Source organism: Lentzea sp. NPDC058450 (genome assembly GCF_042721395.1).
Lineage (GTDB): Bacteria > Actinomycetota > Actinomycetes > Mycobacteriales > Pseudonocardiaceae > Lentzea.
This window is the reverse complement of sequence record NZ_JBHXLO010000017.1, coordinates 1-15,670: the sequence shown is the minus strand read 5'-3', so window position 1 is coordinate 15,670 and position 15,670 is coordinate 1. Positions and strand designations below refer to the sequence as shown.

The 15,670-nt window shown below is 68.2% G+C and carries 14 protein-coding genes; 8 read left to right on the top strand and 6 right to left on the bottom strand.

All coding sequences use genetic code 11. The features are described 5' to 3' along the window. Nucleotides 1-133 precede the first annotated feature (133 nt). Nucleotides 134-1,423 carry a hypothetical protein gene (locus ACFWNN_RS25240; protein WP_382442392.1) on the top strand — a complete coding sequence of 430 codons (1,290 nt, stop codon included), beginning with the start codon at nucleotides 134-136 and terminating at the stop codon, nucleotides 1,421-1,423. Nucleotides 1,424-1,565: 142 nt separating this feature from the next. Here the strand turns inward: ACFWNN_RS25240 and ACFWNN_RS25235 are convergent, their stop codons facing one another. Beyond that, nucleotides 1,566-2,159 carry a hypothetical protein gene (locus ACFWNN_RS25235; protein WP_382442391.1) on the bottom strand — a complete coding sequence of 198 codons (594 nt, stop codon included), beginning with the start codon at nucleotides 2,157-2,159 and terminating at the stop codon, nucleotides 1,566-1,568. Nucleotides 2,160-2,223: 64 nt separating this feature from the next. On the opposite strand from ACFWNN_RS25235, the gene ACFWNN_RS25230 reads away from it, so the two are divergent. Together ACFWNN_RS25230 and ACFWNN_RS25225 are read left to right on the top strand one after the other, a co-directional pair. After that, nucleotides 2,224-2,745 carry an RNA polymerase sigma factor gene (locus ACFWNN_RS25230; RefSeq protein ID WP_382442390.1) on the top strand — a complete coding sequence of 174 codons (522 nt, stop codon included), beginning with the start codon at nucleotides 2,224-2,226 and terminating at the stop codon, nucleotides 2,743-2,745. Beyond that, entirely contained in the window at nucleotides 2,735-3,388 is a 654-nt protein-coding gene (locus ACFWNN_RS25225) for a hypothetical protein (RefSeq protein WP_382442389.1), read from the top strand. Before ACFWNN_RS25230 ends, ACFWNN_RS25225 begins: the two co-directional genes overlap by 11 nt. Here ACFWNN_RS25225 and ACFWNN_RS25220 read toward each other — a convergent pair. Beyond that, nucleotides 3,375-5,492, bottom strand: a complete 2,118-nt coding sequence (locus ACFWNN_RS25220) for an acyltransferase family protein (RefSeq protein WP_382442388.1) — start codon at nucleotides 5,490-5,492, stop codon at nucleotides 3,375-3,377. The two genes, ACFWNN_RS25225 and ACFWNN_RS25220, sit on opposite strands and share 14 nt — an antisense overlap. A gap of 210 nt (nucleotides 5,493-5,702) precedes the next feature. Between ACFWNN_RS25220 and ACFWNN_RS25215 the strand changes: the two genes are divergently transcribed. After that, complete coding sequence (locus ACFWNN_RS25215; RefSeq protein WP_382442387.1) at nucleotides 5,703-6,302, top strand: SMI1/KNR4 family protein; 600 nt, start codon at nucleotides 5,703-5,705, stop codon at nucleotides 6,300-6,302. A 10-nt stretch (nucleotides 6,303-6,312) separates the two neighbouring features. Here ACFWNN_RS25215 and ACFWNN_RS25210 read toward each other — a convergent pair whose 3' ends face one another. Further along, nucleotides 6,313-7,851, bottom strand: a complete 1,539-nt coding sequence (locus tag ACFWNN_RS25210) for a dolichyl-phosphate-mannose--protein mannosyltransferase (protein WP_382442386.1) — start codon at nucleotides 7,849-7,851, stop codon at nucleotides 6,313-6,315. 24 nt (nucleotides 7,852-7,875) lie between these two features. Between ACFWNN_RS25210 and rsmI the strand changes: the two genes are divergently transcribed. Continuing rightward, on the top strand, nucleotides 7,876-8,721 hold the full coding sequence (gene rsmI / locus ACFWNN_RS25205) for a 16S rRNA (cytidine(1402)-2'-O)-methyltransferase (RefSeq protein WP_382442385.1): 846 nt from the start codon (nucleotides 7,876-7,878) through the stop codon (nucleotides 8,719-8,721). Here the strand turns inward: rsmI and ACFWNN_RS25200 are convergent. Genes ACFWNN_RS25200 through ACFWNN_RS25190 form a run of 3 tightly spaced genes read right to left on the bottom strand, consistent with a single transcriptional unit; the run spans nucleotide 8,713 to nucleotide 10,958 of the window. Further along, nucleotides 8,713-9,426: an ABC transporter permease gene (locus ACFWNN_RS25200; protein ID WP_382442384.1), complete on the bottom strand. Its 714-nt coding sequence runs from the start codon at nucleotides 9,424-9,426 to the stop codon at nucleotides 8,713-8,715. The genes rsmI and ACFWNN_RS25200 overlap by 9 nt on opposite strands. Next, on the bottom strand, nucleotides 9,416-10,348 hold the full coding sequence (locus tag ACFWNN_RS25195; RefSeq protein ID WP_382442383.1) for an ATP-binding cassette domain-containing protein: 933 nt from the start codon (nucleotides 10,346-10,348) through the stop codon (nucleotides 9,416-9,418). The genes ACFWNN_RS25200 and ACFWNN_RS25195 overlap by 11 nt, the downstream gene beginning before the upstream one ends. 58 nt (nucleotides 10,349-10,406) lie before the next feature. After that, nucleotides 10,407-10,958 carry a PadR family transcriptional regulator gene (locus ACFWNN_RS25190; protein ID WP_382442382.1) on the bottom strand — a complete coding sequence of 184 codons (552 nt, stop codon included), beginning with the start codon at nucleotides 10,956-10,958 and terminating at the stop codon, nucleotides 10,407-10,409. Nucleotides 10,959-11,012: 54 nt separating this feature from the next. Here ACFWNN_RS25190 and metG point away from each other — a divergent pair, with 54 nt between their 5' ends. From metG to ACFWNN_RS25175, 3 genes are all read left to right on the top strand, one after another. Beyond that, entirely contained in the window at nucleotides 11,013-12,806 is a 1,794-nt protein-coding gene (metG, locus tag ACFWNN_RS25185; protein ID WP_382442381.1) for a methionine--tRNA ligase, read from the top strand. Further along, nucleotides 12,806-13,627, top strand: a complete 822-nt coding sequence (locus ACFWNN_RS25180) for a TatD family hydrolase (RefSeq protein ID WP_382442380.1) — start codon at nucleotides 12,806-12,808, stop codon at nucleotides 13,625-13,627. The genes metG and ACFWNN_RS25180 overlap by 1 nt, the downstream gene beginning before the upstream one ends. 304 nt (nucleotides 13,628-13,931) lie before the next feature. Beyond that, on the top strand, nucleotides 13,932-15,341 hold the full coding sequence (locus ACFWNN_RS25175; RefSeq protein ID WP_382442379.1) for a transglycosylase family protein: 1,410 nt from the start codon (nucleotides 13,932-13,934) through the stop codon (nucleotides 15,339-15,341). Nucleotides 15,342-15,670 lie beyond the last annotated feature (329 nt).

Here is a 15,670-nt window from a genome sequence, read left to right as displayed (position 1 = left end):
GACCGCAAAGCCGCCATGCGAGGGAACCATGACCGCTGAAGAGAGTTGGCATGCCGCACGTCTGATTCCGACTTCGGGCATCAACGGTGCTGAGGAACAAGAAAGACGAGCGACTTCGGCATTGCTGGCCGTCATGTCAGCGGTGCGTGAGTTCGGGCGGGCGCTGACCCAGCCGCTGGGAGCGCCTGCCGCCGCCGTGCAGACGTTCATCGAGGTCCCGTTCGAGCTCGACGAGCGCAAGCTCATCCCGGACGGCCTGATCCGGGTGACCCGAGGGCAGAAGTCGTGGACCGCGCTGGTCGAGGTGAAGACCGGCTCCAACGAGCTCCAGGTGCAGCAGTTGGAGAACTACCTCGACGTCGCGCAGAGGTTCGGGTTCGACGCGGTCATCACGATCTCGAACGAGATCTCGCCGTTGCCCGGCCAGCACCCCACGCCCGTGGACAGGAAGAAGCTCAAGAAGGTCGCGCTGCACCACTGGTCGTGGAGCGAGGTGCTCTGCGAAGCCGTGATGCAGAAGGAACACCGCGGGGTGGCCGACCCCGACCAGGCGTGGGTGCTCGGTGAGCTGATCAGGTACCTCGAACACCCGCGGTCCGGCGCGATGGCGTTCGAGGACATGGGGCAGTCGTGGGTGCCGCTGCGCGACGCGGTCGAGGCGCGCACGTTGCGGGCGAACGACAAGATCGCGCCCGACGTGGTGCTCCGGTTCGAGGCCCTGCTGCGGTTCGCCGGACTCCAGCTCGGCCGCCGCCTCGGCACGGACGTCACGCCCGCGTTGTCCCGCAAGGATCTCGCCGAGCCCCAGGTCCGCCTGACCCGGCAGCTCGCGCAGTTGGTGGCGGACGGCAGGCTCTCCGGCGGGATCCGCATTCCCGACACGGTCGGGACGTTGCACGTCACCGCCGATCTGCGGGCCGGCCGGGTGATCTGTGGCGTCGACGTGGAAGGCCCGAGGGAAGGGCGTCCGGCGACGCGGATCAACTGGCTCCTGCGGCAGCTGAAGAACGCACCCGACTCGGTGCGGCTGGAGGCGTTCGTCGCGCACGGCAGGGGAGCCGGTGCGTCGGAACTGCTCGGGGCGGTCCGGGCGAACCCCGCGCTGCTCATCGCGGACCCGCAGAAGGAGATCCGAGGATTCCGGGTGGAGATCTCGGTGCCGATGGGCTCGAAGCGCGGCACCGGGCGCAACTCGTTCATCGACTCGGTGCTGACCGCGGTCTCGTCGTTCTACGAGGACATCGTGCAGAACCTCAAGCCGTGGTCCGCCACACCACCGAAGATCCGGGCGGAGGCCGCGTTCGTGCCGCCCGCGGAGGTACCGGTGGCGCTCGTGTCGACGGCGCCGTCGTCGCAGGACGGGCCTGAACTCCACCCGCCGCTCGCGGTGCCCGAATCGTCCGACGTCACGGTCGACGCTTAGGCGAACCGGGTGAACGTTGGACCGGTCCGTAACAGTGGTTCAGCCTTCAACGACCTAGGTCGTGGTTCACCCGGAAGCCTCGGCATCTCACGGGATGCCACGCGAAGAGTGGTGAGGCGGTTTCCGCCGATCGCCTCACCACTCACCTTCGGCCGGACGGCCGCAACCTCTTGCGCAGCAGCAAGAACAGCCCGGCCGCGCCGAGCACCACCAACCCCACGACCCACACGGGCAAGGGCTTTCCGGTCGGCTCCACGGCGGCCGCGGGCGCCGGCGAGGCCGAGACGTCCGCCGCCTTCTTCAGCGGTGGCGCGATCTCCTGCCACGGCCAGGTGTTGCCCGCGCCCTGGACCATCTGCGGGTCCACGGGTTTCACCAGCAACGTGCCCGGCACCGTCAACGTCCCGAGCGGGTGCTCGGCGAACATCCCTTGCAGGCCAAACACCTCGTAGGTGCCGGCGGGCAGCGCGAACGTCACGGCGTAGTGCGCGGGTTCGGCCAGCGCCACGCCGGTGAACGAGCGCGAGTCGGTGCCGGACTGGAAGCGCAGTCCGGTCTTGCCCAGGTCGCCGGAGAACGGGTGGGTGCCGTGCTGGAGCACCCAGTAGCCGACCGTGTGGGTCGTGGACGGCTGGATCGACGGCACCGGGTCGACGTACGTGACCGCCCAGCCGCCCGCGTGCGCTGCAGGTGCGCCGAGAAGCAGAAAAGCGCAAATCAAGGCCAGAATCCTCATGACGCGACTACACCGGGAACCACCGAGCGGTTCCCGGTGTAGAGGAGGCATCACGGACGAAGCGGTGGCACGGGCGATCGCAGGCGACCAGGCGGCCTACGGCGAGCTGGTCGTCCGGTACACCGTGCTCGCGCACCGGACGGCGTACCTGCTCGGGGCTGGTGCGGACGCCGGTGACGTGGTGCAGGAGGCGTTCGTGAAGGCGTACCGGAAGCTCCACACGTTCAGGACCGACGCCGACTTCAAGCCGTGGCTGCTCAAGATCGTCGCCAACGAGACGAAGAACCTGCACCGCGGCAGAAGGCGGCGCAACCTGATGGAGCTCCGGCTCGCCACCATCACCGAGACCGTCGACCACGACGACCCCGGCACGCTGGTGGACGACTCGCGCGCCAAGCTGCTGAAAGCCGTGCAGAGCCTGAACGACGCGGACCGGCAGGTCGTCACGTGCCGGTACCTGCTCGACCTGAGCGAGGCCGAGACCGCGCAGACCCTCGGCCTCGCCAGGGGAACCGTGAAGTCGCGGCTGTCCCGAGCGCTGCACAAACTGCGCCCGATGCTGGAGGAGGTGGCCCGTGATCGATGACCAGGAGGAAGCCCTGCGCGACCTCGGCCGCCACCTCCACGTGCCCGAACCGCCGGACGTCACGCAACAGGTGCTCGCCAGGATCGACAAGCCGAAGAGAAACCGCTGGCTGCAGGCGCTGGCCGCGGCGGTGACGGCGTTCGCCATCGCGTTCGCGGTGTCGCCGGCGGTGAGGGCGGGCGTCCAGCAACTGCTGGAGTTCGCCGGTGTCGAGTTCCGCACGGAGGCTCCGCAGAGCGTCGCTCCACCGCTGCCGAGCCAGGACGTGTCGCTGGAGGAAGCCAGGAAGCAGATGCCGTTCGAGATCCACCTGCCGGCGGAACTCGGCACCCCGGACCAGGTCACCGTCCACGAAGGACGGTTCGTCACCCTGCACTACGGGGAGCTGAGGCTGGACCAGTTCGACGGCACCATAAGCTCGACCGTCGGCAAGCTCGTCCACCAGGACGGCGTCGAGCAGATCAACGACCGGATCTGGATCCCTTACCCGCACGTGTTCTTCTACATCGACCGCGCCGGCCAGTGGCACACCGAGGAACCGCAGCTGGCGGGCCAAACCCTGCTCTGGCAACGAGATCAGGTCACCCTCAGGCTCGAGGGCGACCTGACCAGGGAGCGGGCTCTCCAGATCAGCGAGAGCTAGCCAGCGCCTTCTCGATCATCGGCTTGAGGCTGCGGGAGTACTGGCTGTTGAGGTGGTCGGAGTCGTAGTACACGGCCACGTTCCCGACGACGGCGTAGCACTGCTTGTCGTCGCAGAAGTACTCGCTCAGGTCGACCGTCGACACCCCGGGGTTCCCGGTGGTCTTCGCGACCTCGGTCAACGGGTCGGCGGGCAGCGCGACGGGCCGCGGCACCACGCAGGCCTCGGGCTTCGACGCGTTCAGCGTCACGCAGTCGGGCGAGCGGACCTTGCCGTTGTACGGCGGGTCGGCGAGCACGACGACACGGGCGCCCGCGTCCGTCCACTTGCGCCACCGCGGTTCCAGGCCGTTGCGGTACTGCTCGGTCTGGTTGCCGCTCTTGGGCTCCGCCGGTTCCTCGCGGGCGTAGAACGACGTCAGGACCATCGACGGCTTGTCGGCGGCGATCACGTCGGTCATCTGCCTCGTCCAGTCCGCGCAGCGCTTGACCTGCTGCTCCGGGTGCTTCTCACCGCGGAACTCGGTGTTGCGCACGTCCGCGAACGGGCACGCGCCGAGGAAGCTGACCGTGAGGTTCCACTTGCGTTCGCGGGCGATGTCGAAGATCGGCGGCTGCCACTGCTGGGCGTGCGAGTCGCCCACGAGCCAGACCTTCTCGCCGCCCTTGCCACCGGAGAAGTCGCAGACGGACGTGGTGTCCCGGTCCTCCGCCCTGTGGTCCGGCACGCGACGGCACTCGGGCGCGATCGGCCAGTACTCGTTGGCCGGACCCATCGCGGGCACGCGGGCCGGGCCGAACGGGGTGGGGCAGCCGTTGACGCCGATCATGGCGTTCGCGCCGTGGCACGGACCGTTGAGGCCCGCCGCGATGTCCCGGTCCGCCTGGGCGACGTGCCGGTGGTAGGTCCACTGGAGCCCGCCCGCCATGATCGCCACGACGGCGATGCCGAGGATCATGCTGGAGAACGTCAGGCCCCTGCTGCGCGTGACGGGACCCCACGACATGCCGTGGTCCTCGACGACCACCTTCGACACCCACGCGACGACGATCGACAGCGCGAGCAGCCCCAGCAGCCACGGCGTGCCGAGCTTGCCCTGGTCCAGCAGGCCGCTCAGCGCGAACGGCGCGAGCAGCAGGAACGGCCAGTGCCACAAATAGAGCGAGTAGCTGACGTTGCCGACGAACTGCACAGGCCTCGACGCGGTCACCACCGTGTGCCACTGCTTGCCGGACCGCAGGCCGGACATGATCACCAGGCCGGTGCCGACCGACGGCACCAGGGCCAGGTAGCCGGGGAACGCCGTGTGGTGGTCGTAGAGGAAGGCGGACGCGATGATCATCGCGAACCCGGCCAGCGCCGCGACCTCGGCCGCCACCCGCGGCAGCACCAGCTTCACGGCGGCCAGCGCCACCCCGGCGCCGATCGCGAACTCCCACACCCGCACCGGCGTGATGAAGTACGCCTGGCTGGGCGAGACGATCGTGTAGTAGACGCTCAGCGCGAACGACACGGCGCCGAGGATCGCGACGCCGAGCACCACCCAGCGGCGCCTGCCGATCTTGAAGAACCCGATCAGCAGCAGCGGCCAGAACAGGTAGAACTGCTCCTCCACCGACAGCGACCAGTAGTGCTGCACGAGGCTCGCGGCCTCGTTCTGCGCCGAGTAGTTCACCGACTTGCCCGCGAGCAGCCAGTTCTCCCAGTAGGAGGCGGCGGCGAACGACTCCCAGGCGTTGGCCGTCCAGCGCGGGTACGGCAGCAGGAAGTAGGCGGCGACGATGCTGAAGCCGAGCACCAGGAACGCGGCGGGCAGCAGCCGCCGGACGCGCCGCGCGTAGAACCTGCCGAGCCGCACCCGGCTGGTGTGGACGATCTCCTTGTCGAGGTGCGACGTGATCAGGAAGCCGGAGATCACGAAGAAGACGTCGACGCCGACGTAACCGCCGGTCAGACCGTTCGGCCAGAAGTGGTTGACCACCACGGCCAGCACCGCGATCGCCCGCAGTGCCTGGATGTCGGTGCGGAACCCGGCACCGGCCGGTTTGCCGCTGGCGGGTCTCTCTGTGTCCTGCTTCTCGCTCAGTTGCGCGGTCGTGCTCATGGCTGAATCCCCCAGGATTGATCAGCACGACCACTTTCAGTGATTTATGCCCTGATCAGGGGTCACCCGATCGTGCTGAGGACGGGGGATACTAACTCAACGCGAACGGTTTTCACGCCTTGCTGAGCTGCGCAGTTGCCGGTGCCACACCTGCGGTGTGATCGGATGTGCCGTTCAAGATCGGCCTGCCCGAACCAGGAGACCGCAGCGATGATCAATCCCGATTACTGGGTGCGGGCGCACATGGCCTTCTTCATGAAGGACTACCCGCTGGACTCCGTCGACCTGCTCGCGGAGATGGTCGGTGAACCTGCGGTGGCGCCACCGTTGCAGGACTGGGAGGCGGTCGAAGCGCGTCTGGGCACCACCCTGCCCCGCGACTACCGGCGGTTGGTGGACCGGTTCGGCGCCGGCCAGTTCGGTTCGATCCGGGTCTTCGCTCCCGACGCTCTCGCTGCCGAGTACGACCTGTTCGCGCTCGTCGACCGCATCCAGGCGCAGGCCGAGGAGTTCCGGCCGACGACAGAACCGCCGTTCAACGCTCCGTTCCACCCACAGGAGGGCGGCCTGGTGCCGTGGGGCGAGATGGACGGCGGCTTCACGTTCTTCTGGAAGCCGACGAAGGACACCGACGCGAGGCCCGTGGTGGTGTCGGATCCGAGCTGGCTCGCCTGGTACCAGCCGTGCCGATCAGCCAGCACCTTCGTCGCAGACCACCTCAGGTCGCCGACAGGGGAGCTGGACGGCATCGAACTGCTGTCCGCTGATGCCGGGGTCGGGTCGCGGTTCGTTCCCGCGACCCGTCAGTGAGCCGGCTCGGTCAGCGCCAGCTGGGCAGCCACAGTTGCTGCTGCCACAGCTCAGGCGTGATCGGCACGCCGTTCAAGATCGGCCACAGCCACACGAAGTTCGCCACCACGATCCCTACGTACAACGCCACCACGAGCATTCCGGTGCCGCGCCGCTCGGAGCCCGCCGAAGACCGCCCCAGGATCTCGCCCAAAGCCAGCACGATCAGCAACACCAGGAACGGCGCCATCGGGGTGACGTAGAAGAAGTACATCTGCCGGTCGAGGTTCAGGAACCACGGCAGCAGCCCGGCGGCGTACGCGACCAGGACGGCGGCGTAGCGCCAGTCCATCCGGCCGATCGTGCGGTACAGGGCCCAGCCGATCACCGGGAACGCGAGCCACCACATCGCGGGCGTGCCGATGAGCATGATCGCGCCGAGGCACGACGCCGCGCCGCAGCCCGTGACGGTGTTGTCGTAGTAGTAGAGCATCGGACGCAGGCCCATCGGCCACGTCCACGGCTTCGACTCCCACGGGTGCGTGTTGGTCGCCGAGGTGACCAGGCCTACGTGGAACTTGTAGACGTTCTGGGCGTTGTACCAGAGCGATTGCAGCACGTCGGGGATGTACGAGACGTCCTTGACCTTGCCGCCGACCACGTGCCGGTCGATGCCGGTCTCGCTGGCCATCCACGGGAACCAGGTGACGATGTAGACGAGCACCGGGATGGCGACCAGGCCGCCCAGCGACGGCAGGACGTCCTTCACCAGCGAGCCCAGCCACGGCTCCTCGACGCCGGCCGCACGACGGGCCAAAGCGCTCCACACGACCGACAAGAGGCCGAACGCGGCGATGTACCAGATGCCCGACCACTTGATGCCGCACGCGGCGCCGAGCATCACGCCCGCGCCGAAGCGCCACCAGCGGAAGCCCAGCCACGGGCCGAAGGCCGAGTTGTTGATGAACCCCTCGCGCACGGCGACGGCCAGTCGTTCGCGCACTTGCTCGCGGTCGACCACCAGGCAGCCGAACGCGGCGACGACGAACAACGCCAGGAAGATGTCGAGCATGCCCATTCGCGACTGGACGTGCGAGACGCCGTCCGCGATGAGCAACACGCCCGCGAGAGCCCCGAGCAGGTCGGAACGGGTCAGGCGACGCGCGATGCGGACGATCAGCAGGATCGTGATCGCGCCGGCCAGTGCGGAGGCGAAGCGCCAGCCGAGGCCGTCGTAGCCGAAGAGGTCCTGGCCGATCGCCATGAGCTGCTTGGCGAGCGGCGGGTGGACGATCAGCTCGTAGCCGGGGTTGTCCTCGTAGCCGCCGTTGCGCAGCACCTGCGCGGTCTGCGGCACGTAGTGCTTCTCGTCGAAGATCGGCGTGCCCTTGTCCGTCGGATAACCGACGTTCCAGAAGCGCACGACGGCACCGATCAGCGTCACGACGGCCGTCATGAGCCACCCGCGCATCCGGTCTCCGAAAGGAGGCGGGTCGAGTGCGGCCGCACGATCCGAGCGCGGCTCCTCGACGACTACGGGCGCCACTCCTGGCTGCACGAGGACTGTCACGCCGCCGATCGTAGGGTGAAGCTTGTGAGTCCTGTATCCGGTTCAGGCCGTCTGGTCCTGGCAGCCACCCCTCTCGGCGACATCCGCGACGCCTCCGCGCGCCTGATCGAGGCGCTCGAGACCGCCGACGTCATCGCCGCCGAGGACACCAGGAGAACGCACAGCCTCGCGGCCGCGTTGCAGGTCAAGCCGTCCGGCCGGGTGCTCAGCTTCTACGACCAGAACGAGGTCGGGCGCGTACCGCAGTTGCTCGAGGCGCTGCACAACGGCGAGACCGTGCTGCTCGTGACGGACGCCGGAATGCCGTCCGTGTCGGATCCGGGTTACCGGCTGGTCGCCGCGTGCGTCGAGCAGGACATCACCGTCACGTGCCTGCCGGGGCCGTCCGCGGTGACGACGGCGCTCGCGTTGTCCGGCCTGCCGAGCGACAGGTTCGCGTTCGACGGCTTCCCGCCGCGCAAGTCCGGTGAGCGCAAGCGCTGGTTCGCGCCCTTGGCCACCGAGCAACGCACGGTCGTGTTCTTCGAGGCGCCCCATCGGCTCGCGGACACCCTGCAGGACGCCGTCGAGGTGCTCGGACCGGACCGCCGTGTCGCCGTGTGCCGCGAACTGACGAAGAAGTACGAAGAGGTCGTGCGCGGAACCCTCGGAGAACTCGCCGCATGGGCCGTGGAAGGCGCACGCGGCGAGATCACCGTGGTGCTCGGTCCGGCGCCCGTGCGGGACACGCCGGACCTCGACACGCTCGTTGCCGAGGTCAAGCAGCGCGTCGCGGACGGGGAGCGGATGAAGTCGGCCGCCGCCGAGGTCGCGGAGGCGGCCGGGATCAGCAAGAAGACCCTCTACGACGCGGCCATCAAGTCAAGCTGACTCCTTGTTGAACGTGCGCACGCCGTAGAAGACGCCGACCAGCACGAGCACCGCGACCGAGATCAGCCCGTACGTGATCGTGCCGGGGTTGAAGATCGAGCGTTCGGCGTCCACGACGTGCGCCAGCGGGTTGATCCGCGACAGCCAGTAGAGCCACTGCGGGCCGTTGGTCATCGGCAGCAGCACGCCGCTCAACAGCATCAACGGCACGATGGACGCCGACAGCACCGACGCGAAGACGTACTCCAGCTTCACCTTCAACGCGATCGCGTACGAGACCGAGCCGATCGCGATGCCCAGCAACGCCACCAGCCCGAGCCCGAGCACCATCTGCCCGGCCGAGGCGCGGAAGCCGAACAGCATCGCGGCCAGCATGATCAGCAGGCTCTGCACGACCAGCAGCACCACGTCCTTGCCGACCCGCCCGACCAGCAGCGCGACCCGGCTGACCGGGGTGACCCGCAGCCGTTCCATCACGCCCGTGCGGACCTCCGGCAGCAGCGAGAAGCCCGCGTAGGCCGTGCCGAACAACGCCATCTGCACCAGCAGGCCCGGCACGAACCACTGCCAGCCGGTGTCGCCCAGCAACGGCCCGAAGAGCCCCAGGTAGAGCAACGGCTGGGCGATGCCGAACACGACCGCGACCGGGTTGCGCAGCACCGGCAGCATCACGCGGGAGAACACGAGCCAGGTGTCACGCAGCATTGGCGTCCTCCCTCAGGGAACGACCGGTCATGGTCAGGAACACGTCGTCGAGCGTCGGCCGGTGCACCTGGACGGAGTGCAGCTCGACGCCGATGTTGTCGAGGTCGCGCACCAGGCCCGGCAGCGCGCGGTCGCCGTTCGGGATCCGGAAGCTGACCTTCTCGCCGTCGACCACGGCGTCCTCGAACTTCGAGGCGACCAGCGACGCCTGGGGCGTGCCCAGCTCGACCAGGTCGCCGGAGACGCGGTGCTTGAGGTCGTCCGGCGAGCCCTCGCCGACGATCGCGCCGTGGTCGATGACCAGCAGCCGGTCGCTCAGGAAGTCGGCCTCGTCCAGGTAGTGCGTGGTCAGGAAGATCGTGGTGCCGTCGGCCTTGAGCCGGCGGATGTGGTCCCACAGGTTGCGGCGGCTCTGCGGGTCGAGCGCGGTCGACGGCTCGTCCAGGAACAGCAACCGCGGTTCGTGCAGCATCCCCATCGCGATGTCGAGCCGGCGCTGCTGGCCGCCTGACAACGTCACGACGCCGCGCTTCTCCAGGCCGGTCAGGTCGAACCGTTCGAGCAGGCCGGCGACCTTCCGGCGCGCGTCGTGCTTGGACAGCCCGTAGAAGCGGGCCTGGAACTCCAGCTCGTCGGCGACGCGCTGGTCGAGGCCACCGCCGCCCTTCTGGCCGACGTAGCCGATGTTGCGGCGCACGCCCGCCGGGTCCTTCAGCAGGTCGTGCCCGGCGATCGTCGCCTCGCCCGCCGTGGGCTGCAGCAGCGTCGTGAGCATGCGCAACGTCGTGGACTTGCCGGCGCCGTTCGGGCCGAGGAACCCGACGAGCTCGCCCTCCGCGACGTCGATGTCCACGCCCCGCACCGCGTCCACCGGACCGGTCTTGGTCGTGAACCGGCGCGCGAGACCGCGTGCCTCGATCATGACGAAACCCCCTCTAGTCAACTTTGACTAGAGGCTAGCTCCGACTAATCAAGTTTGACTAGTCCTCAAGTTCGTACTCGCCGGCCTCTAGGCGTGCGATCAGCTCCTGAGTCCACCGGACCTGGCCTTCGAGATGGACGAGCCACAGTCGAAAGAGCTCGCTGACGTGCGCGGGCTTGCCCATCTCCGGCATCGAGCCGATGCCGTGCCGGGTGGGGGTGAGCTGGCCTTCGAGGCCCGCGAGCCGTTGCTTGAGCAGCACGAGGGCCTGCTTGCGGGGGACGAGGTTGAGCATCGCCACGGCCGCGGAGACCTCGTCGTTGCCCGCCGCCGGGTTCGCCAGCGCGTGCGCGAGGCGGTCGGTCAGCTCGTGCTCACCGGACGGCGTGATCTTGTACGTGGTGCGCGCGGGTCCCTCTCCGGACTCGACGCCGACCGGCTCCAGCAGTCCGTCCTTGGCCAGCGACTTCAGCGCGTGGTAGATCGACCCCGGCTGCACGTTCGCCCACGAGTCGGCGGACCACGACTTGAGCTCGCGGCGCACCACGTAGCCGTGGGCCTCGCCGACCAGCTTGACGATCCCGAGCACCAGCATTCTGGTCGCGGACAATCAGACCTCCCACTCGGTGAAAACCGCCTGGCACCGCCTCCGTAGGCTATGTGCATGAGTGCCTCCGTACTGACCGCGGTGGCCTGGCCTTATGCCAACGGCCCCAGGCACATCGGTCACGTCTCCGGTTTCGGTGTCCCGTCCGACGTCTTCTCCCGCTACATGCGAATGTCCGGACACCGGGTGCTCATGGTCAGCGGCACGGACGAGCACGGCACACCCATCCAGGTGCAGGCCGAGAAGGAGGGCCTGACGGCCCGCGAGCTCGCCGACAAGTACAACCGCGTCATCGCCGGTGACCTGCAGGGCCTCGGCCTCTCCTACGACCTCTTCACCCGCACCACCACCGGCAACCACTACCAGGTGGTGCAGGACCTGTTCTCCGCGCTGTGGAAGAACGGCTACGTCGTCCCCAAGACGGAGATGGGCGCCATCAGCCCGTCGACCGGCCGCACGCTGCCCGACCGCTACATCGAGGGCACCTGCCCGATCTGCGGGTACGAGGGCGCGCGTGGCGACCAGTGCGACAACTGCGGCAACCAGCTCGACCCGTCGGAACTGATCAACCCGCGTTCGAAGATCAACGGCGAGACGCCGAAGTTCGTCGAGACCGAGCACCTGTTCCTCGACCTGTCGGCGTTCATCAACTCGCTGTCGGGCTGGATGGGCACGCGGGCCGACTGGCGCCCGAACGTGCTCAAGTTCTCGCAGAACCTGATCAAGGACCTGCGGCCGCGCGCCATCACCCGCGACCTCGACTGGGGTGTGCCGATCCCGCTCGACGGGTGGAGCGACCAGCCGATGAAGCGGTTCTACGTGTGGTTCGACGCGGTCATCGGGTACCTCTCGGCGTCCGTCGAGTGGGCGCGCCGCACGGGCGACCCCGACGCCTGGAAGGAGTTCTGGACGGGTGACGCCCAGGGCTACTACTTCATGGGCAAGGACAACATCGTCTTCCACTCGCTGATCTGGCCGTCGCTGCTGCTCGGGCAGAACGGCGCGGGCGACAAGGGCGGCGAGCCCGGCCGGTTCGGCACGCTGAACCTGCCGACCGAGGTCGTGTCGTCGGAGTACCTGACGATGAGCGGCTCCAAGTTCTCGACGTCGCGCGGCACCGTGATCTACGTCGGCGACTTCCTGAAGGAGTTCGGCCCGGACGCGCTGCGGTACTTCATCTCCGTCGCCGGTCCGGAGAACCAGGACACGGACTTCACCTGGGAGGAGTTCGTCCGGCGGACGAACTTCGAGCTGGCGAACGAGTGGGGCAACCTGGTCAACCGCTCGATCTCGATGGCGCACAAGAACGTGGGCGCGATCCCGAAGGCCGTCGCGCTGACGCCTGCCGACCACGAGCTGCTGGCTCAGTCGAAGGCGGCGTTCGAGACGGTCGGCGCGCACCTGCGCCGCTCGCGGTTCAAGCAGGCCACGGGCGAGGCCATGCGCGTCATCTCGGCCGCGAACAAGTACCTGTCGGACCAGGAGCCGTGGAAGCTCAAGGACGACCTGGAGCGGCGTGACTCGGTGCTGCACACGGCGTTGCAGGTCGTGCAGGACGCGAACACGCTGATGACTCCGTTCCTGCCGCACTCGGCGCAGAAGGTGCACGAGGCGTTGGGCGGCACGGGCGTGTGGGCCGCACAGCCGCAGATGAACGAGGTCACCGACCTCGACATCCCGGAGCGCTCGTACCCGGTGCTGACCGGTGACTACGCCTCGGAACAGGCGAAGTGGGAGTCCACGCCGCTGGAGGTGGGCCGGCCGTTGCAGAAGCCGACCCCGCTGTTCGCGCGGCTGGAGAAGGAACTGGGCGACACCGGGCCCGAGTGGGCCCCGATCGTCACCTCGTAGTGACGGACAAGCGCGAACGACCGCCGGTGCCGGAAGCTCTTCCGGCACCGGTGATCGACGCCCACACGCATCTGGACGCGTGTGGTGCCACTGATGCGGCCGGCGTGGCTCTTCTGCTCGATCGCGCGGAGGCCGCCGGGGTCTCGCACGTGATCACCGTGGCGGACGACCTGGCCGCCGCCACCTGGGCCGCCGAAGCGTCCACTTGGGACCCGCGGGTCTACGCGGCGGTGGCCGTGCACCCGACGCGAACCTCCACCTTCGGTGAGGTCGAGAAGGCCGAGCTGGAGAGGCTCGCGGTGCTGCCGCGGGTCGTGGCGATCGGCGAGACGGGTCTCGACTACTACTGGGACTACTCGCCGCCGGCCGCCCAGCACGAGGCTTTCCGTTGGCACATCGACCTTTCCAAGCGCGTCGGGAAGCCGTTGATGATCCACGACCGGGACGCGCACGAGGACATCCTCAAGATCTTGTCCTCGGAAGGTGCACCGTCCACTGTGGTGTTCCACTGCTTCTCGGGCGACGCGGACTTCGCCCGGCGGTGCGTCGACGCGGGGTACGTGCTGTCGTTCGCGGGCCCGGTGACGTTCAAGAACGCCCGCGCGCTGCGGGAGGCGGCCCAGCTCGTACCGCAGGATCAGCTTCTCGTCGAGACCGATGCGCCGTTCCTGACGCCGCATCCGTTCCGCGGACGCCCAAACGAACCCTATTGTGTGAATTACACAATTCGGGATCTCGCTACTCTCCGTGGCGAAGATCTCTCTGAACTTTGCTCCGCCGTCACCCGTACTGCTCAACGAGTGTTCGGACTCGGGGACTGAAATGCGACTTAGAGCGAACGGAGTAGGCGGTTCCTACCCCCACGAGGTGACTGACGTCACAACATCGGTGGGGGTGTTTGCGCAACGTCGGTTGCCCCGTTACTGTCCCGTGACCGTGCCACCAGAGCCGACGTTGTCGGTTCGGTGCACGCCCGCAGTCGGGGCGGGACCGAAGCCAGAAGCGCGAAGAAGCGAGACCACGTAGGAGGAGTTGCCGGGAACCTTCGAGCTCCAACTCGAATGATCTTGTCAACGCCAACTGTGCGGTGGCCTCAAAGCTTCCGCAATGGAGGTATCGACCCTGATGTCCGGTAGCGACAGAACTGCCGCGCCTTACGACTTCAACGACGACACCGACTGGTTCACGCCGGTCGGCCAGACGTCGGTGAGCGTCGCTGACCCCCACCCGAGCTTCCCGCCCGGCGCGTTGACCATCACGCCCGCGGACGTGCTCGAGGTGCTCGGCCCGGACGCGGACGACCTCCTCGCCTCGGCGAACGTCGACGTCGACGAGCTGATCCGTCTCATCAACGCCGAGACGACGATCATGCCGCCCCTCGTCCTCCCGTCGGAGGAAGAGGAGAAGCAGGACCCGCAGCTCCTGGTCAAGACCGTCACCAACTGGAAGCGCCGCTTCCTCAAGGGCACGGTCGCCGCGATCCTCGTGTCGATCTCCGGCGGCGGCGTGACCGCCATGGCGATGGACAAGTCGCTGACCGTCGAGATCGACGGCGCGATGCAGACCGTCCACTCGTACGAGGGCACGGTCGGCGACGTCCTGGCGGAGGAAGGCATCGTCGTCGGTGAGCACGACGCCCTGTCCCCGTCGCTGAACGCCCCGATCTCCGACGGCGGCAAGATCAGCCTCGACCGCGGCCGCCTGCTGAAGATGAGCGTCGACGGCCAGGCCCGCGAGGACTGGGTCCGCTCCATCACCGTCGAGGAAGCCGCCAAGCAGCTCGGCGTGAACCTCGAAGGCGCGTGGATGTCCGCCCAGGGCAACCACGACATCCCCCTCGAAGGCATGAACCTCGAGGTCAAGACCCGCAAGAACATCAAGCTGTTCGACGGCGCCAACCCGGTCCGCGAGATCCAGACCACCGCCCTGTCCGTCGAGGAACTCCTCAAGGGCGAGAACATCACCCTGGGCGCGGAAGACGCCATCACGTCCGGCGCGGACGTGAAGCTGGCCACCGGCGCCGAGGTCTACATCTCCCGCACCGGCGTCACGGTCATCAACGTGAACGAGCCGGTCGCCCCGCCGGTCGAGAAGACCAACGACCCGAACATGAACGCGGGCGAGCAGAAGGTCACCGACCCGGGCGAGGCCGGCGAGCAGATCTCGCAGTACAAGGTGACCATCAAGAACGGCAAGGAGGTCAGCAAGGAAAAGCTGAGCTCCAAGGTCACCAAGGAACCGAAGCCGAAGAAGATCACCGTAGGCACCAAGCCCCTCCCCGACAGCGACGTCTGGGACAAGCTCGCCAAGTGCGAGGCAGGCGGCAACTGGGCCATCAACACCGGCAACGGCTACTACGGCGGCCTCCAGTTCTCGGCCAGCACCTGGGCCTCCAACGGCGGCACCGCCTACGCCCAGCTCCCGCACCAGGCCACCCGCGAGCAGCAGATCGCCATCGCCACCAAGCTGCGCGACCGCGCAGGCGGCACGTACGGCGCATGGCCGGGCTGCCGCGCGAAGCTCGGCCTGCCGTAAACCCCTCTCCGTCCCCCGCAGAAGGCCGCCCAGGCTCGCCTGGGCGGCCTTCGCCGTGTCCGGGTCAGGCTGGCACGCAGGGACGGGCCGCAGGCGGGGTGTGCCGGGCCTTGGGGAGGTGGTTGACGGCGGTGGGGAGGCGCGCGGAGGGGGGAAGGGCCGGGGCAAGGCGAGGGCGGGGCACGGCAGGGGCGAGGCGGGCGGCGGTGCAGGCTCGCGCAAGGGTCCCCTCGGATTGAACTGCTGTCCGAAAGTTGGACTGGGGTGTGAAGGTTAGGTAGTGAGGGCGCGGGCTCGGTAGTCGGCTGGACTGAGGTTGCCGAGCGTGG